The 17,611-nt window shown below is 69.7% G+C and carries 18 protein-coding genes; 13 read left to right on the forward strand and 5 right to left on the reverse strand.

The features are described 5' to 3' along the window. Positions 1–89 precede the first annotated feature (89 nt). The gene (priA, locus tag ACOOHF_RS05990) at positions 90–2,474 is read right to left on the reverse strand and encodes a replication restart helicase PriA (protein WP_420463786.1); all 2,385 of its coding nucleotides are present in this window, start codon (positions 2,472–2,474) and stop codon (positions 90–92) included. 22 nt (positions 2,475–2,496) lie between these two features. Here priA and ACOOHF_RS05995 point away from each other — a divergent pair, with 22 nt between their 5' ends. The 7 genes from ACOOHF_RS05995 to ACOOHF_RS06025 all read left to right on the forward strand — a co-directional run bounded on the left by ACOOHF_RS05995 (position 2,497) and on the right by ACOOHF_RS06025 (position 9,433). Further along, positions 2,497–3,045 carry an HNH endonuclease gene (locus ACOOHF_RS05995; protein WP_419934117.1) on the forward strand — a complete coding sequence of 183 codons (549 nt, stop codon included), beginning with the start codon at positions 2,497–2,499 and terminating at the stop codon, positions 3,043–3,045. A gap of 19 nt (positions 3,046–3,064) precedes the next feature. Further along, a complete protein-coding gene (locus ACOOHF_RS06000) occupies positions 3,065–3,598 on the forward strand; it encodes a Sec-independent protein translocase subunit TatA/TatB (protein WP_420463787.1) in 534 nt (177 codons plus the stop codon). A 1,715-nt stretch (positions 3,599–5,313) separates the two neighbouring features. Continuing rightward, positions 5,314–5,814, forward strand: a complete 501-nt coding sequence (locus tag ACOOHF_RS06005) for a (2Fe-2S)-binding protein (RefSeq protein WP_420463788.1) — start codon at positions 5,314–5,316, stop codon at positions 5,812–5,814. Beyond that, positions 5,811–6,386 carry a RidA family protein gene (locus ACOOHF_RS06010; RefSeq protein WP_420463789.1) on the forward strand — a complete coding sequence of 192 codons (576 nt, stop codon included), beginning with the start codon at positions 5,811–5,813 and terminating at the stop codon, positions 6,384–6,386. Before ACOOHF_RS06005 ends, ACOOHF_RS06010 begins: the two co-directional genes overlap by 4 nt. Positions 6,387–6,405: 19 nt before the next feature. Next, entirely contained in the window at positions 6,406–7,902 is a 1,497-nt protein-coding gene (locus tag ACOOHF_RS06015) for a serine hydrolase domain-containing protein (RefSeq protein ID WP_420463790.1), read from the forward strand. 83 nt (positions 7,903–7,985) lie between these two features. After that, on the forward strand, positions 7,986–8,633 hold the full coding sequence (locus ACOOHF_RS06020) for a type IV toxin-antitoxin system AbiEi family antitoxin domain-containing protein (RefSeq protein WP_420463791.1): 648 nt from the start codon (positions 7,986–7,988) through the stop codon (positions 8,631–8,633). Next, positions 8,630–9,433 (forward strand): nucleotidyl transferase AbiEii/AbiGii toxin family protein, encoded by an 804-nt coding sequence (locus ACOOHF_RS06025; protein ID WP_420463792.1) that lies wholly within the window; start codon positions 8,630–8,632, stop codon positions 9,431–9,433. The genes ACOOHF_RS06020 and ACOOHF_RS06025 overlap by 4 nt, the downstream gene beginning before the upstream one ends. A gap of 12 nt (positions 9,434–9,445) precedes the next feature. Here ACOOHF_RS06025 and ACOOHF_RS06030 read toward each other — a convergent pair whose 3' ends face one another. Continuing rightward, the gene (locus tag ACOOHF_RS06030) at positions 9,446–10,033 is read right to left on the reverse strand and encodes an OmpH family outer membrane protein (RefSeq protein ID WP_420463793.1); all 588 of its coding nucleotides are present in this window, start codon (positions 10,031–10,033) and stop codon (positions 9,446–9,448) included. A 67-nt stretch (positions 10,034–10,100) separates the two neighbouring features. Here ACOOHF_RS06030 and ACOOHF_RS06035 point away from each other — a divergent pair, with 67 nt between their 5' ends. Further along, positions 10,101–10,769 (forward strand): amidohydrolase family protein, encoded by a 669-nt coding sequence (locus ACOOHF_RS06035; RefSeq protein WP_420463794.1) that lies wholly within the window; start codon positions 10,101–10,103, stop codon positions 10,767–10,769. A gap of 46 nt (positions 10,770–10,815) precedes the next feature. Continuing rightward, entirely contained in the window at positions 10,816–11,670 is an 855-nt protein-coding gene (locus tag ACOOHF_RS06040; protein WP_420463795.1) for an N-acyl-D-amino-acid deacylase family protein, read from the forward strand. Between the two features lie 4 nt (positions 11,671–11,674). On the opposite strand, the gene queF is transcribed toward ACOOHF_RS06040, so the two are convergent. From queF to ACOOHF_RS06055, 3 genes are read right to left on the reverse strand one after another with little or no spacing between them, the layout of a single operon-like run. After that, positions 11,675–12,079, reverse strand: a complete 405-nt coding sequence (gene queF / locus ACOOHF_RS06045; protein ID WP_420463796.1) for a preQ(1) synthase — start codon at positions 12,077–12,079, stop codon at positions 11,675–11,677. Continuing rightward, on the reverse strand, positions 12,076–13,296 hold the full coding sequence (locus ACOOHF_RS06050) for a dicarboxylate/amino acid:cation symporter (RefSeq protein ID WP_419943231.1): 1,221 nt from the start codon (positions 13,294–13,296) through the stop codon (positions 12,076–12,078). Before ACOOHF_RS06050 ends, queF begins: the two co-directional genes overlap by 4 nt. Next, positions 13,293–14,405, reverse strand: coding sequence for a hypothetical protein (locus ACOOHF_RS06055; protein WP_420463797.1), 1,113 nt, complete (start codon positions 14,403–14,405; stop codon positions 13,293–13,295). Before ACOOHF_RS06055 ends, ACOOHF_RS06050 begins: the two co-directional genes overlap by 4 nt. Positions 14,406–14,518: 113 nt before the next feature. On the opposite strand from ACOOHF_RS06055, the gene ACOOHF_RS06060 reads away from it, so the two are divergent. The 4 genes from ACOOHF_RS06060 to ACOOHF_RS06075 all read left to right on the forward strand — a co-directional run bounded on the left by ACOOHF_RS06060 (position 14,519) and on the right by ACOOHF_RS06075 (position 17,422). Beyond that, a complete protein-coding gene (locus tag ACOOHF_RS06060) occupies positions 14,519–15,874 on the forward strand; it encodes a sodium-dependent transporter (RefSeq protein WP_420463798.1) in 1,356 nt (451 codons plus the stop codon). Positions 15,875–16,143: 269 nt separating this feature from the next. Beyond that, positions 16,144–16,440, forward strand: a complete 297-nt coding sequence (locus ACOOHF_RS06065) for a hypothetical protein (protein WP_420463799.1) — start codon at positions 16,144–16,146, stop codon at positions 16,438–16,440. 101 nt (positions 16,441–16,541) lie between these two features. Next, on the forward strand, positions 16,542–16,985 hold the full coding sequence (locus ACOOHF_RS06070; protein WP_420463800.1) for a hypothetical protein: 444 nt from the start codon (positions 16,542–16,544) through the stop codon (positions 16,983–16,985). Between the two features lie 122 nt (positions 16,986–17,107). Next, a complete protein-coding gene (locus ACOOHF_RS06075; RefSeq protein ID WP_420463801.1) occupies positions 17,108–17,422 on the forward strand; it encodes a hypothetical protein in 315 nt (104 codons plus the stop codon). Positions 17,423–17,611 lie beyond the last annotated feature (189 nt).

Genomic DNA, 17,611 nt, shown 5'->3' on the forward strand with positions numbered 1-17,611 from the left:
CCTGCGCAGGAAGGGAATTCAGCCGCACAACTTGCATGGCCCCTGGGCGTGCAAACAAGCCGCCCCCCGGCCCGGATTCCGCCGCCGGGTCAGAGCAGCGCTTCCGGATCCCGGTCGATCTCCAGACGCAACCCCGACCCGGGCTGCCCCCGCCGCTCCCCCAGAAAGCGAAGGACTCCCCCCAGCGTTCCGGCGCGGTCGGCCTTGAGCAGGAAGTGCCACCGCCACCGTTTCCTGAGCCGATCGATCGGGCAGGGGGCCGGCCCTATGACGTCGATCCCCTCCAGCCGCCGGTCCCGGATCAGGGCGCGCGTCCACTCGGAGAGTTCCTCCGCCGCGTCGATGACCCGCGATTCGTCCGTCCCGGATACGACGAGATTCGCGAGCCGGCGGTGAGGCGGGTATCCCGGTTCGCGCCGGTCCCCGAGTTCGCGCGACGCGAAACCGACATAATCGTGCGCGGCGGCGGCGGTCAGCGCGTCGTGCCCGGGACGCGACGTCTGGACGAAGACCTCCCCCGGCGTGTCGCCGCGCCCGGCCCGTCCGGCGACCTGCTCGAGGAGCTGGAAGGTGCGTTCGCTGGCGCGGAAATCCGGCAGATGCAGGCCCACGTCCGCGTTGATCACACCGACCAGCGTGACGTGCGGGAAGTCGAGACCCTTGGCGATCATCTGCGTCCCGAGGAGGATATCCACCTCCCGGCGACGGAACGCCTCGAGGATCTCCGCATGCGCCCACTTGGATCCGGTCGTGTCGAGATCCATGCGCGCGAGCCCCGCGCTCGGGAACAGCTCGCCGACGCGTCGCTCGACCTGCTCGGTCCCGACCCCCGCGTACCGCGGCGTGGGCGCGCCGCAGTTGTCGCACTGGTCGGGCGGCGGCGCCGTCGACCCGCAATGGTGACAGACGAGCTGGCGGCGTCTCCGGTGATAAGTGAGCGTGACGGAGCAGGCGTCACAGCTCCATACGTGACCGCACGCGGGGCATTCCGCGAAGGAGGCATAGCCCCGCCGGTTGAGGAAGAGGATCGTCTGCTCCCCCCGTTCGAGCCGGACATCGATCGCGTGGCGCAGGCGGCGGGAGAAGATCCGGGGGCCCGCCTCGGCGTCGGCGGGCGCCTCGTCCTCCGCATCCGCCCGCAGGTCGACGAGTTCGACCGCCGGCAGCCCGTGGCTGGTAACGCGCTCTTCGAGCTCGAGCAGGTGGTATCGCCCCTCGCGCGCGTTCGCCCAGCTCTCGAGCGCCGGCGTCGCGGAGCCGAGGACGCACAGGCCCCCTTCAATGCGCGCGCGCATCACCGCGACGGAGCGGGCGTGATAGCGTGGCACGTCGGACTGCTTGTAGCTGCTCTCGTGCTCCTCGTCGACGATGATCGCTCCCAGCCTCCGGACCGGCGCGAAGACGGCCGACCGGGGACCGATCGCGATGCGTTTCCTCCCTTCGCGCAGGCCGCGCCAGGCGTCGAACCTCTCCCCGCGCGACAGACCGGAGTGCAGGACGGCGACGGCGTCGCCGAACCGGGCGCGGAAGCGCCGCACCATCTGAGGCGTGAGCGCGATCTCCGGGACGAGGAAGATCCCCGAACGGCCTCTCGCAAGCTGTCGCTCGAGCACATCGAGATAGATCACGGTCTTACCCGACCCCGTCACGCCGCGCAGGAGCGCGACCTCCCCGCCGCCGACCGCGCCGAGCCGCTCGAGCGCCGCCACGACCCGTTCCTGGGCCGGGGTCAGGGTGATCGGCCTCTCGGGCTCGACCGGCCCGCCGAACGGGTCGCGCTCCACTTCCCGTTCCACGACCTCCGCGACCCCGCGGGTGACGAGCCCGTTCAGCACGGAGCGGGCGAACCCGTGCTGCTTCGTGAGGTGCCGCACCGCGGCCTGCCCCCCCGCGGCTTCGAGCGTTTCGTAGAGTTCGCGCTGGCGGTGGGCGCGTCCGAACAGACGCTCCCGCTCGGTCAGCGTCTTCAGATCGCGCACCAGCTTGAGGACGCGTTCGGTCCGCGCTCGGGGGCTCGCATCGCGCCCCGAGCGCCCGACGAGCAGGCCCGGGGGGAGCGCCGCCTTCAGTACCGCCCCCAGGGGCGCCACGTAATAGTCCGCGATCCAGCGACACAGTTCGAGCACGGCCGCGTCGACGACCGGCGTCTCGTCGAGGACGGCGCGCAGATCGCGGAGGCGCGGTCTCCGCGTCCGGTCTTCCCGAAGTCCCATGCGGTCGACGACACCCACCTCGACCCCGCCGCCGAGCGGCACCCGCACGCGGACGCCCGGGGTCACGGCGCCGACGAGCGAGGCCGGAATCGAGTAGGCGAGCGTGCCGAGGAAGGTCCGCGCCACCGCGACTTCGCACACTCCGGCGGAACTCACCGGCCGGCCGGCCCCGCGGCTCCGGTCATTGCCGGACTCGCCGCCGGGCGGATTGCTCGGCAGGTTGCTTGACAGGCTGTGGCCGGGTTGCTTGTTTTTCGCCACGAACTCCAACGGGGAATCGCCCATGGGCTGTCTGGCCCTGAACGCTTCATACGAGCCGCTGACGATCATCCCGGTCCGGCGCGCCGTCCGCCTCATCATCGACCGGAAGGCCGACGCCCTGGAAGTGGATTCGGCGCGTCCGGTGCGTTCCGAGCGCTTCCGCATGGACACGCCCGTCGTCATCCGGCTCGCCCGGTTCATCCAGATCCCGCGCCGTTTCCGCCGCCAGGTCACGAACACGTTCCTGTTCGCGCGCGACGCATACTGCTGTCAGTACTGCGGCCGTCACCGACGGGACCTGGGCTACCGCGAGTCGCTGACCCGCGATCACGTCAAGCCTCTCTCGCGTGGGGGAGACAACGGGTGGCGGAACGTGGTCACCGCCTGCAGCAAGTGCAACCTGAAGAAGGCGGACCGGCTCCCGGGCGAGTGCGGGTTCGCGCTGCGCGTGGCGCCGCGGGAACCGAATCACGTCGAGTTGATCTGGGCCGTGCGCCGCGTCACGCCGGTGCAGGCGAAATATATCGGCATGTTCTACGGCGAGGACGTGCTGAAGGCGCTCACGCCTTGACCCGCGCGAGGCCGGCCCGATGAGTCTGAACGGATTCGGACTCGGCGAGATCATCCTCATCGCGATGCTGGTGCTCATCGTGTTCGGACCTCGCCGCCTTCCGGAGATCACCCGCACGATCGGGAAGGGGATCCGCGAGTTCCGGAAGGGGATGAACGAGATCCAGCGCGAACTCGAGGCGGCGGGCCGCGAGACGCAGTGGCAATCTCCGCCCGCCCCGCCGAAGCCGGCGGCGGCAGCGAGCAGCGCCACCATCGCCGGAACCGCCGTGGCCGCCGGCGAGGGTCCGGCCGACGATGACGCGGGCGCGGACGAGGGCGCCGCCGAAGACGGAACGGACGAAACGGCCGCGGCCGTGGTCGACGAGCAGGCGCCACCCGTCCCCCGGGACATGGTCGATCCCGCGGAGGAGTTCATCGATCCCTGGTCGACGGACTCCTCGCGCCCGAACTTCGCTCCGAAACCGCGCCCGGAGCCGTTGATCGCCCCTCCCACCACCGAGCCCGCCGACGCGCCGCCGGCCGCGGCGGACGAGGACGCCCCGAAGGACTGAGCGGATCCGGTCCCCGCCCGGCGGGCCGGAGCTGTCCTCCGCCCCTGTCCGCTATCCGCCGACGAGTTCCCGGTAGCGCCGGTTGTCGCCTTCCAGCGCCCGTAGCAGTTCCAGCGCCGACACGCCGGCACCCTCGGCGAGATCCGGGAAGCCACGGTCCACGATACGCGCCCGCGGCTTCTCGTCCCGTGACGACTGCGACGCTCTGAACTCGACCTCGAAACCGTCGGCCGCGCTCGCAGGGGGCGCACAGCACGGCGTCCTCGGCGGAGGCCCCATCGACGGTCCACGAACCCTCCATGCCCTGAACCGTGAAGCCGGCGAGGGCGTCGGGAACCCGCAACTGGCCGCGCCATACGCCGTCCGGGCCGGCCGCGAGGCCCAGATCGAGCGGCCCGTGCAGGGCCTGCAGCACCGGCGCCGCGGGCATGCGGCCTTCGCCTTCGGCGTCACCGTCCCGCCAGCGGAACTCCGCCCGCATCCCGTTCTCGCGCAGCGCCGCCTCGCGGAGCGACCGGAACGGCAGGGAGCCGTCGAAGGAGACCGGGCTGCCCGGCCGGAGATCGCTACCCGCCCCGACGAACGACGCGTCGCCCAGGCGCAGTTCGACCGATCCGTCGCGCGGCGCGGGCTCCCTGACTTCCGGGCGGCCCAGCAGCGTCGCGATCATGCTCGCCCGCATCCCTTCCGGGTCCGTGGGGCCCGTGTCATCGTCGCCCGCGGCTTCCCCGGGGGGGCCAGCGCCGCCCCGGCGCGGGGCGTCGAACGGACTCGCCGGCGGACCCCCGGGTCGCGGCGCCCCCGGTCGCTGGACCCCCGGGGCATCCACGGCGGTGCCCGCGTCGCCACCCTCGCGACCCCAGCTCGCGAGGTCGTAACGGATCGCGGCCTCGAGGTCCTCCCGGCCGGGGTTCCAGGCGAGCGCCGTCACGCGCGGTGCCGAGACGGTCACGGCGCCCTCGGGGTAGTTCCGCCGCACGCCGGGGGGACGGGACGCCTGCACGGCCACCCGGACCGACCGGGGCCCGTTCCGGTGGTTCGGTCCCGTCTCGTGCGACAGGCTCGCCGAGAGCGACCGGTCGCACCCGGGCTCCCCGTCGAGGACGACGAGCAGCGTGTTCCAGCCGCTCGCCAGCCGCACCTCGCGGGGGCGCGCCGCTTCCGGGAGCGTCTGGCCGTTCAGCCACGCCTGGAGTCCCGCGCAGGGTTCGACCCCCAGCGCCAGCCGGACATCCGTGTCGGATGCCGCCTTCAGATACGCGTGGGCGAGGGTGGCCTCGCCGGGGTCCGTCCACTCCGCGAAGTCGAACCGTGCCTCCCCGTCGCGCCGGACCAGACTCCAGATACCGGACTCCGTCTCGAGATTGCGGTCCGGGAACCGGTCGGCGGCCGACTCGGGCAGCGGGTGCTCGCCCGCCTCGACTTCCGCGCTCGACACCAGCCAGCGATCGACCGGGATCTCCTGGGCTTCCGCAGCGGCGGGCGCCAGGGCGCCGACTCCCGCGGCGGAGAGCAGGATCGCGCATATGTACCGGGACACCATCGTACCTCCCGTCCGCAGAGCGGCGGCGAATCCGCCTCCCATCTCCCGAACCTCTAAAGCGGCCACCCCGCCCGCGCAAACGGGATGGGTACGCCACCCCTGCCCTGTCGGTTGCCGGCCGTGAGTCGCCCGCTCAACATTGCGCGTCATGCATACGGTGGTGGAACTGCGAGTGAACGGAGACCGGCGCACGGTCGGCGTGCCCTCTCACTACACCCTTCTCGAGACCCTCCGCTACGCCCTGGGACTCACGGGATCGAAGCAGGGTTGCGACAAGGGCGACTGCGGCGCCTGCACGGTGCTGCGCGACGGCGAGGCCGTGCTCTCCTGCATCATGCCGGTGCACGAGGCCGTCGGCCACGAGGTCACGACGGTCGAGGGGCTCGCGAACGGACCCGAACCCCACCCGCTCCAGGACGCCTTCGATCTCACGGGAGGAGCGCAATGCGGCTTCTGCACGCCGGGCATCCTCTGCTCGGCCCATGGACTGCTGACCCGCGACCCGAACCCCGCTCGCGAGGATGTCGCGCGGGCGCTGTCGGGCAATCTCTGCCGCTGCACGGGCTATACGAAGATCTTCGAAGCCGTGGAGATCGCGGCGGAAGCCCTGCGCACCGGCGCAGCGCCCGAGGAGATCGTCTCCCGCCGGCGCAACCCGCCGGGGACCGCATGACCTCGCGCCTCCCGCCGTGGTGCCGCGCGGGCGCGGGCCGGAGTGCCGCCGCCGCGCTCGCGGGCGTCTTCGCTCTCCTGCTCGGGTCTTCCGGCGTCGCCGGCCAGACCCCCGAGGAACGGCTCGCGGAACTCGGAATCGAACTCCCCACCCCGGACGCGCCGACGGCCAACTTCGTCAAGGCGGTGACGACGGGGAATCTCGTCTTCCTCGCGGGCCACGGCCCCTGCGGGGGCCTCGACGAGACCAACACGGGGAAGGTCGGGTTCGACCACACCGTCGAGGAGGGCTACGCGATCGCGCGCTGGGTCGGCGTCTGCCTGCTCGCCTCCCTCGCCCGCGAGATCGGCGACCTCTCTCGCGTGAAGCGGATCGTCCGCGTGTTCGGGATGGTCAACACGCCTCCGGATTTCACGCAGCATTCGCAGGTCATCAACGGCTGCTCCGACCTCATGGAGCAGGTGTTCGGCCCCGCGATCTCGAAGCACGCGCGCGCGGCCGTGGGGATGGCCTCCCTCCCCCGCGACCAGTCCGTGGAGATCGAGATGCTGGTGGAACTCCACGATCCCTAGGCCCACGGCGGAGGTAGACATGCGCAATGGGTCCCTCGCCACCCTCCTGAGTGTTCTCGCGCTGCTCGTCGCGGCGTGCGGCGGCACCGAAGGCCCACCCTCCTCCTCCGCCCTCGCGCGCGGAATCGACGCGGTGTTCGCCGACCTCGACCGGCCGGGATCGCCGGGCGCCTCCGTGTCCGTCATCCGCGATGGCGAGATCATCCATGCGCGCGGCTACGGCTACGCCCAGATCGAACACGGCGTCCCCGTCACGCCCCACACGGTGTTCCATGTCGCCTCGGTGTCGAAGCAGTTCACCGCGATGGCCGTGACCATGCTCGCGGCCGAGGGGGCGCTCTCCCTGGACGACCCCGTGCAGGCGCACCTCGATTTCGTCCCGGAGTTCGAACATCCCGTCACCGTGCGCCAGATGATCCACCACACGAGCGGAATCCGGGACCAGTGGCAACTGCTCGGCATCTCCGGCTGGCGCCTCGACGACGTCATCACGACGGAGCAGATCCTGCGCCTCATGTCGCGCCAGCGCGAACTCAACTTCGAGCCCGGCTCGGAGTACCTCTACTCGAACATGGGCTACACCCTCCTCGCGCAGACGGCGGAGGCGGCCGGCGGCATGTCCTTCGCCGAATTCACCGCGTCGAGGATCTTCCGTCCGCTCGGGATGGAGCGGACGCATTTTCACGACGACCACGAGCACGTGGTTCCGGACCGGGCCTATTCCTACGCCCCGGCTCCCTCGGAGGAAGAGAGTGGGGAGGAGGAAAGCGGGGCGGCGGCGGGCCCGGAGTACACGAAGTCGGTCCTCAGCTACGCGAACGCGGGGGCGACGAGCCTGTTCACGACGGCCGATGACCTCGCGCGCTGGCTCGACAACTTCCGGCACGAGCGGGTCGGCGGCCCCGGCGTGATGGAGATGATGAAGACGCGCGGCATCCTCAACGGCGCGGACACGATCCCCTACGCGCACGGCCTCGGCATCGGGGAGCACCGGGGGCTGCAAACCATCGGGCACGGGGGCGCCGACGCGGGGTTCCGGAGCCAGGTGAACTGGTATCCCGAGGCGGACGTGGGGGTCGTCGTCCTCACGAACGTCGCGAACGGCAACCCGGGCGGACGGGCGCGGCAGGTGGCGGAGGTCGTCCTGGCCGGAGTCTTCCCCGAGGAAGCGCCGGAGGAGGAAGAGGATCAGCCCGCCTCGCCGGCCGATTCCACGTCGTTCCCGACCCCCGACGCGGCCACGCTGGGGGGATACGCGGGCAGCTACTACAGCCCGGAACTCGACGCGCTGTACCACCTCGAGGCGACGGAGGACGGGCTCGTGGCGCGCCACATACGCCACGGTGACATCGCCCTCGAGCCGAGCGCCCGCGACGAATTCGTCACGGATCGCTGGTTCATGCGCGAGGTGCGCTTCGAGCGCGCGCCGGACGGCGCGGTGACGGAGATGCGGGTCGGCGGAGGCCGGGTCCGGAATCTGCTCTTCGTCAAGCTCGCCTGCCCGCTTCCCGGGTAGGAGTTCAAGGTCTCGCGCCCCGAATGGGGCTGTGGCGAGACCGATTTATTGCAGCTTATTGCCTGATACGTCATATTTCCTGCATGAAATTTGCGGAATTGCTCGAGGTTGTTGCAGATGAGCCGGTGTTCGAGACCGGCTTCCTGCGCAGCGGGCGAGGCCGAGAGCCCGGATTGGAGGCGCAACTCAGCCGCTGGTGCGCAACGGGCAAGCTGCTGCGGCTCCGGCGCGGGTTGTTCGCGCTGGCGCCTCCGTACCGGAAGGTCATCCCCCACCCCTTCCTCGTCGCCAACCGGCTCGCACCCGGCTCGTATGTCAGCGGGCTGTCGGCGCTCGCGTTCGCGAACGCGATCCCCGAGTACGTCCCCGAGGTCACGAGTTGCGGTGCCGCCCGTCCGCAGATCAGGGAGACGCCGCTGGGTCGGTTCTCCTTCCGTTACGTGAAGCCGGCGTTTCGGACCGGCTATCGGCTCGTGCAGTTGGTCGACGGCCAGAGCGCGTTCGTCGCCCGCCCCGAGAAGGCGTTTCTCGACCTGGCGCACCTGCAGCCGGGGGGTGACGCCCCGGCCTGGATCGACGGGTTGCGTCTGAACTTCGAGGAACTCTGGCCGGAGCGCCTGCGAGCGGAGGCCACCGCCAGCGGGAGCCCGAAGCTGGCCCGCGCCGCGGCCCACGTCATCCGACGGGCCGGCGAAGCGGCGTCGATAGACGAATCCCTGCGCGTCCCGTGAAGGACCATCTCCGGCAACTCGTTCGGGGGCTGGATCCGCAGGCCGCGCGCAACGTGATGCGGGAATACCTCCAGGCGCGAATCCTGGAGGGTCTGCAGAGGGCGGGCGCCATGTCGCCGCTGGCGTTCCACGGCGGCACGGCCCTGCGCTTTCTGTACCGGTTGCCGAGGTATTCGGAGGATCTCGACTTTGCCCTCGAGGGTCCCCGCGAGAGCTACGATCCGCGTCGCTGGCTCACGTCCATCTCCAGGCAGTTCCGGCGAGAGGGCTACGAAGCGATGGCTTCGCTGCGCGACGCCGGTTCGGTCCACGCCGGCTGGTTCCGGTTTCGAGGACTCCCCCACGAGTTCGGCCTGTCCAGCCACCCCGACGAAGTGCTCCGGATCAAGCTCGAAGTGGATACCCGGCCGCCGGCGGGCGCCGTGACCGAGACGCGGCTGGTGCGTCGACATGTGTCCCTGCGCGTCCATCTCCACGACCGGGCATCGCTGCTGGCCGGCAAGCTGCACGCGGTGCTACACCGGCCCTGGATGAAAGGGAGGGACATCTACGATCTCGTCTGGTACCTGAGCGATCCCGACTGGCCTCCCCCGAACCTCGATCTGCTGAACGCGGCGCGGCGCCAGACCGAGCCGCTGGCGGTGCCGCTCACGGAGCGCGTCTGGCGCGAGACGGTCGCGACGAGGGTCACGACCGTCGAGTGGAAGGCGGTCGAAGCCGACATCCGCCCCTTCCTGGAGAGCGCAGTGGAAGTGCCCACGCGGACCGATGTGCTGGAGCTGCTGCGCCCGGGGCCTTGACCGGGAGGTGGTTCAGGAGCCGCCGGCCGCCAGACGCTCGATGGCGAGTTGGGTGATGTCGATGCGCTCGCTGAAGAAGAGGATGATCGGACTCGTCGAATTGAGCACGAGATCATAACCGAGGTCCGACTGGATCGCCGCGATCACGGGGCCGATCTCCTCCCGGATCCGGGCCTGGCCCTCGCCCTGGAGTACCGTCGCCTCTTCCTGCTTGTCCTGCTGAAAGCGCTGAAACTCGGTAAGGGCGTCCTGGTACTCGCGCTCGAGCACCCGCCGTTCCTCGACGGAAAGGCTGTCCGCCTCGGCGACGCGCGTCTCGATCTCGAGCACGGTCTCCTGCCGGGCCTGAAGCTCGACCAGGACCTCCTCCTGAAACGCCACCAGTTCCTGCTGAAACGCCTGGCCCGCGGGGGACTGAAGGGCGACCACGTCGACGTTGATGACGCCGACCTTGAGCGGCGTCTCCCCGGCCGCTTCGGCCTGCGCGGCCAGCGCCCCGGGCCCCGTCGCCGCCAGCGCCATGACGAGCGCGAGGACCAGGCACGCGGGCCCGCGTTCGATTGAGGCCGAGGATCCGGCCGGAGTTGCGTATCTTCCCATCGGTTCTCCCTCTATTCTTCCCTTGTCTCACTTGGTTCCGGCACGTGGCGGGAGAAAGTAACGCGATATGCCTGATCGAACGAAGCGCGAAGTTGTCCGCGGGCGCGGCCACCCCTCCCTGGCGGCGCTGATCCTCGCGGCCGCAGCGGGCCTCGGGGCGGCGGATGAGGTCGGCGCGCAGGCGACCCCGGACGCTTCGGCGGCGGGGGCCACCTTCCTGTTCACGAACGCGACGATCATCGACGGGTCGGGTGCCCCGGGTTACGTCGGCGACCTCCTCATCGAGGCGGGCCGGATCGCGGCCGTAGGCGCGCCGGGCTCCATTGACGCCCCGCCGAGCGCCGAGCGGCGGGATCTGAGCGGGCTCGTGCTCGCGCCGGGGTTCATCGACATCCACAACCACTCCACGACCCGCCTGTTCGATTCGCCGCTGGCCACGACCCAGCTCGCGCAGGGGATCACGACGCTCGTCGTCGGGGCGGACGGCTCCTCGCCGTGGCCGATCTCCGACTACCTCGGGCGGATCGACGAACTCCGTCCCACCGTGGACGTGGCGACGCTCGTCGGACACGGGACCGTGCGCGGGGCCGTGCTGGGGGACGAGTATCGCCGCACCGCGACCGACGCCGAGATCGCGGACATGACGGTGCGCGTGGAGCGGGGCATGCGGAGAGGGCGCGTTCGGCCTCTCGAGCGGGCTCGAGTACGACCCCGGCTTCTATTCCTCCACCGGTGAACTCATCGCGCTGGCCCGGGTCGCCGCGGACCACGGCGGCTTCTACATGTCGCATATGCGGGACGAGGAGGAGGGGCTGCTCGATGCGGTCGACGAAGCCATCCGCATCGGTCGCGAGGCGGGCCTCCCCGTGCAGATCTCCCACATCAAGGCGGGGAACGCCTCCGTGTGGGGGCGAGCGCCGGATGTCCTGGAGCGTATCCGGGAGGCGAACGAAGCGGGGCTCGACGTGACGGCGGACCAGTACCCGTACGCGGCCTGGCAGTCGGGGCTCGCCATCGTGGTCCGCTCAAGGATGTTCGCGAACCCGGATTCCGTGGCGAAGGGGATCGAGGCCGCCGGGGGCGGGGGCCGGCTCCAGATCGTCGCCTTCGAGCCCGAGCCGGAACTGAACGGGCTCCGGCTGGACGAGATCGCACGGCGCAAGGAGATGACCGAGGTCGAAGCCTACATGTGGATCATGGAGAACGGGGGGTCGGGGCTCATCGGCCACACGATGAACGAGGACGATGTCGACACCTTCATGGCGTCGGAGTGGGTGATGACGGCGAGCGACGGTGGGGTCCGGAGCGCCCACCCGCGTGGCGCGGGGACCTTCCCGCGCGTGCTGGGCCACTACGCGCGGGAACGGGGCGTCCTCACGCTGGAGCGGGCGGTGGCGCGCGCGACCTCGATGCCGGCCCGGCGGCTGGGGCTCGCGGACCGCGGGGTGCTGCGCGCCGGAGCCCGGGCGGACCTGGCGATCTTCGACCCGGAGCGGGTGATCGACCGCTCGACCTTCGACGACGGGACCCGGCAGGCGACGGGCATCGAGAGCGTGTGGCTCGACGGCGTGGAGACCTGGTCGGCCGGGGAGCCGACCGGCGCCCGCCCCGGCCGCGCCCTGCGCCGCCCGGGCTGAGGCTTCAGCCCGTAGCGGGCTCCCCGCGTTCGGCGGTGGCGACGATCTCGATCCCGCCGCGGACGTACTGTTCGACCTCCACGCACACGCAGATCGGCGCGACGGCGTACACGACATCGTCGGCGATCCGGGCAGCGAGCGTCTCGCAGAACTCTCCCTCGTCCCGGAACGACCACAGGTAGAACTTGAGCGCCTTCGACTCCAGAAGGAGTTCATCCGGCACATAGTCGATCGTCACCCGCCCGAAGTCCGGCTGTCCCGTCTTCGGGCACAGCGACGTGAACTCCAGCGCCCGAAGCACCACGCGCTGGACCTGCGGCGCCGGGATCGCCTCCGCGCGCAGCACTTCGCGTCCTTCCTCGGGGTCCCGGGGCCTCGGCAACGGCCCTCCGGCGGGAAGTCTCGTCATCCGTCCCCCGTCTCCTCGTCAGTCCTCGTCATCGCATCGACCGTCGTCGTCGCGGCCATGTGGCCGATGACGTTCGCCGCCGAGCGGAACACGTCCGGCACCCGGTCGATCCCGAGCAGGATGCCGAGTCCGGCCAGCGGCACGCCCACCACGTTGAGGACCGGCACCAGCGACACGATGCTGGCGCTGGGCACCGGCGCCACCGTCATCGCCGCGAGGAAGGTCGCGAGCACCGCGGCGGCCACGGGCGCCGGCCCCAGGGATACCCCATACATCGACGCGAGGAAGACGAGCGACGCGCCCTGGAAGAGAGCGCTCCCCGGACGGTTGATCGACGCCGCGAGCGGCAGGATCAGCCTGTAACTGCTCCTGGACAGGCCCAGCTTCTCCGCCTCCTGCAGCATCATCGGCAGCGTGCCCACCGATGTCGTCGTGCTGAAGCCGACCGTATACGTCCCCACCGTCCCGCGGATGAAGCGCCCCGCCGGCATCCCCCCCACGAACCGGACGAGCGGCAGCAGGACGAGCGCCTTCATGATGAACAGGCCGATCACGACGGCGAGAATGAAGACGCCGAGGTTCTGCAGCATCGCCATCCCCGTGCGCGCCGTGACCGGCGCCGCGAGCCCGAACACGCCCACCGGCGCCGTCCACAACACCCAGTTCATGAGCTTGATGAGGGCCTCGCTCACCGTTTCCGCGAAGGAGGTGAGGATCTCCTGCTTCTCCTTCGGGAGCGTCGTCGTCGCCGCGGCAAAGAGGACCATGAAAATGAGGAGCGGGAGGAGGGCCCCGTCCGCCGCGGCCTGGATCGGGTTCCGCGGGACGAGGTTGACGAGGAAGTCGACCACGCCCGGCGCCTCGGTCGCGATCTCGGCCACATCGGTCGGAGGCGCCACCGGGGCCGTGAAGGAGAGCCCGAGCCGCATCACGCCCATCCCGATGAGGATCGCCGGCAGCGTCGTGACCCAGAAGAAGCCCACCGCCAGCCCGCCGATCCGCCCCAGCTTGCGCAGGCTCCCGATCCGCCCCACGCCGACGAACACGATCGCCGCCACGAGGGGGATCACGACCATCTGGATCGCGCGCAGGAAGACCTGGCCGAGCGGGTCCACCGCCTCGGCCGCCCGCAGGAGCGCCGGAGATCCGGTGACGGAGGCGGTGACCCCGAGGCCCAGCCCCAGCGCGAGGCCTATGAGGATGGCGCGCGTGTTCAAGAGGCGCCCTCCGCGCCCCGCGTCTCTCCCCGCTTCCTGAAGGCGAGCCACGCGCCGACGGTGAGGACGGGCAGGACGTAGTAGACGATGAACCCCCAGGTGATCGTCCCGTAGCCCTGCCGGATGAGGTCGATGAGGCCGAGCGGCGTCAGCGAGAGCGCGATGCCGAGGAAGACAGCGGCCACCACCGGCCGGGCCCGGCTGGGCATCGCCAGCCCCCGCTCACGCCGGCTGGCGGCCAGCCGCTCGTTGACGGCGTGGATCATCCCCGTGCCCGTCTCGATGAGCGTGCCGAAGAGGACGATCTGGAACAGGACCTGGAAGGTCCGCGATCCGAGCGCCTCGAGGATGAGGTTGGAGGGGACGGTCGCGTCCACGATCCCGGGGTAGTGCGGCACCATCGCAAGGTAGAAGAAGAACGCCGGCACCATCCCGATGACGCCGGCGAGCAGCCCGGCGGACACGGCCTGCTTCCGGGTCTGGATATGCCGGACCGTGAACAGCGCCACGGCGGCCGCGGAGAGGTTGTAGCCGCCGTACTGGATCCCGTTCACGACCCAGCTTCCCTCGAGAGGGCTCGCGGCGAAGCTCTCGCCCAGACTGGACCCGAAGCGCATCAGCGACCAGACGACGAGCGCTGCGTAAACGCCGTACAGAGCGAACGACCAGCCGGCGAAGAAGCGCTCGATCGTCACGCTCCCGTAGAAGAGGAGGAGCGCCACGGACCCGAGCGTCACGATGACCCCGAGCGCATAGGGGAGCCCGAACGTCTCGTCCGCGATCGAGCCCGCCGCCGCGCCGATGACCGCCAGCACGAGGAGCGTCAGCAGCACGTAGGTGACCTCGAACAGCGTCCAGGAGGGGCCGAGCAGGCGCTTGAAGAAGCTACGGTACTCATAGCTGCGGAATTGCCGGGCGAGTTCGAACGTGACCGCGCACACCGCACTCCAGATCGCGGTCGAGAGCGCCATGGCGGCGAGCCCGGGCGTGGGCCCGATCGAGAGGAAGAACTCGACGTTCTCCCGCCCCGTGCCGTAGCCGCCGGCGATGACCGCCGACTGGAAGACCAGCCCCGGGAGCAGATAGCGGCGGAACCAGGGGGCTTTCACGCGCACGTCCCTTTCTCTCGGCCGGCCCGTCCCGCAAGGTTTCGCCCGTTCAGCGCGTTCACGGGGTCGCCGGGCAGCGGCTTGCCACAGGCGCACCAAGCTAGAGGCCGCGGATGGAACGAGACAGACGCGAGACGTTCGGCTCCCGCTTCGGGCTGCTGGCGACCATGATCGGCGTCGCCGTGGGCCTCGGGAACGTGTGGCGCTTCCCGTACATGGTGGGGCAGTTCGGGGGGGCGCCCTTCGTGGCCTTCTACGTGCTCGCCGTGGTGCTGATCGGCGTCCCCGCGCTCATGGCGGAATGGACGCTGGGCCGGCACACCCGCCGCGGCCCGGTCGGCGCCTTCGAGTCGGCCGGTCTCCCCTTCGGCCGCGCCCTGGGCTGGATCTTCTTCGTCGGCGTCACCGCCGCCACCGGCTACTACTCGAACGCGCTCGGCTGGGTGCTGTACCACGCCCTGGCCGGGCTGCTGTCCGGCGTCGGGGTCGAGATCGACGCCGCGGCGATCCTCCCGCCGGAGGACGGGTTCTCGCTCCGCTCCTTCCTGTTGCAGTGCGTTTGCACCGGCGTCGTCCTCCTCACCTGCGCGGCCGTGCTGCGTCGTGGGCTCAGGGGCGGGATCGAGCAGGCGAGCCGGTTCATCGTCCCGGCCCTCCTGGCGGGGCTCCTCGTGCTCATCGTCCGCTCCCTCACACTCCCGGGCGCCGGCGCGGGTCTCCGCTGGTACCTCGGCGCGTTCGACCCGGGGGCGCTCACCCCGCCCGTCATGCTGGCGGCGCTCGGCCAGGCCATCTTCAGCCTCTCGCTGGGCGGGACGTTCATGGTCGTGTACGGCTCGTACCTGAACCGGAACGACCCGCTGCGGGGCAACGCCGTCCTCACGGCGGGCGGCGACCTGGGCGCCGGACTGCTGGCCGGGCTCGTCATCTTCCCCGCCGTGTTCGCGTTCGGCCTCGAACCGGGGAGCGGACCGGGCCTCCTCTTCGCCACGCTGCCCCAGGTGTTCGCGCAGATCCCGGCCGGCGCCGTGTTCGGGACGCTCTTCTTCCTCGCCCTGTTCGGCGGCGCCTACCTCTCGGACGTGGCGGCGCTCGAGGTGCTCGTGGCCGGCGTGACCGACAACACGCGCCTCGACCGGCCGCGCGCCGTGACCCTCACGACCGCGGTGGTGTTCGTGTTCGCCCTCGCTCCGATGATCAACATGAGCGTGTTCACGCCCTGGGACCTGACCTTCGGGTCGGGCTTCCAGACGCTGGGCGCGCTCCTCTCGGTCGTCGCGGTGGGGTGGGCACTCGACCGCTCGGAAGTGCTGCGGCAGCTCGCGACGGGCGAGGGTCAGCGCCCGAAGCGGGGTGTACCCCCGATCTGGCTCTACTACTGGCTCCGGTTCGTCATCCCGGCCGCGATCCTCGCCGTCGGCGCCTGGTGGCTGCTCACTGATGTACTGGAAGTTCTCCCCGGAGCGTGAATCTCCACGGGCGACGGATCCGGCCGTGACGACCTTCCGGGAACGTGCGCTCGCCGGCGAGGGTACGATCCGCCTCGAGCACACGATCCGGGTCTCTTGCGCCGGTTACGCGGCGAGCTTGGCAGCGAATGGTTCTGGGTCTTTGTCCGGCTTCCCCGGCACCGGGAGATCGGCTAACCTTGACCTGGGGCCATCCTGTGGGACTTGGACGACCAAAGGCGGAGGGCATGAGATACGGGCCGGACGAACACTCCTCGCACGAGTACGAGGTGAAGAACGTCTACATGCAAGGTTCGTCCTTCAAGACGGTCGTCTTCTATCTTCCGGCAGGCCAGGAAGTCAAGATTTCATTGCATGACATTCTGAAGAAAACGAATCTCTGGCTGGAGCCAACCGAGTCGGAGCCTGAGCGGGTGTACCATGTATTCTTCGAAGTGAGTCCGAAGGAGGCCGATGGTACGGTGGATGTCTACATGAGCAAGTTCACCGCAAGACGTGAAACGAGCGGCGATGAAGTGCGTTCCACTTCCGAGCCTCGCCCGTCTTTGAACCGAGAGGCTCAGTGATGTCGCCAACGACCGTACTTCGGTCCGATGACGCTCCTCCGTTCGTCCAGAATCGTCCGACTCGCGCCCAAGAGTCCACTTCGGGTCATCTGAACCCTTGGGTGACAGAGCCCAATCTCGATCTTCCGCTCACGAATCTCCTCGCTGACCATGCACCGCAACCATGGCCCGCGTTGCTAAGACTGCCCACCGTCTTGAGCGCGTACGAAGAGCGGGTTGCGACGTTGCGAGAATACGGAGAAGCAGACGGGATCACGCTACGGGCGGCGTCCGAGGGTGCTTTTCTCAACTTCATCAAGTCGAATGCCTATACTCGGCAAGCATCTTTAGTGCTTCTCGACAACGGGAATCTCCGGGCAGTCTGGAAAAGCGATGATGGCAGCCATGTCGGCGTCCAGTTTCGTGGAGGGCAGGCTGCGAGCTATGTGATATTCAAGCGCCGGGATCATGGTGCGGAAACCTCTCGCGTGGCCGGCAAGGACACGTTGGATGGCGTCAGAGGGCAGATTCGAGCCTTCGGGCTCGAACAGCTCATGAGTGGATGAGAGGCGACGAGCTACCCGACGACAGCCATGTGGTACGCTATGCGAAACCGACGCTCGTGAGGGAAGATGGGTCCGTGGGCGGCGAGACGTTCCAACTCAGGTCCGGCGAAGGGAGCCTTTCCGTGAACTGGCTCGAGTGTTTTCCCGGCATCTCGAAGTCGCAACAAGTCGAACAAGTGCGGCAACGGAGCCGGTTGCAGTTGCGTCCGAACGGTCGTTTTGCCGAACTAAACGTAGGTCAGACGAAAGAGCATGTGCATGGCGAACTCGAAGACCTTCGCTTCGTGCATGATCCGCTGGAGGCAGAAGGTGGGTTCGAAGCCGATCCCTCCCACAGCGAGATAGCGGGGCTGCCCGCAGCCGACTCCCCGGAAGCCGAACTTGTCGGTGATATGATCGGCGAGTGCGTGACGGCAGTGCATCAAGCCGTCGGCTGAGTCTGCGGCCTGCGAAGCGGGAATCGTCGAGCGACAGCTGCCTCGCTGGAGACACGACAGTACGATGATGACCCGCTGAAGTTGCCCACGCCCCTCGGATCGAAGGCGGCGTGCGGCACAGCGAATGCTCGATTCGGCCGCCCCCAGTTAGATGGCGTACGCCAGGAGGCCCTGGGTCGATGATGCGTG

Origin of the sequence: Candidatus Palauibacter sp., assembly GCF_965216145.1 — a bacterium.
GTDB lineage: Bacteria > Gemmatimonadota > Gemmatimonadetes > Palauibacterales > Palauibacteraceae > Palauibacter.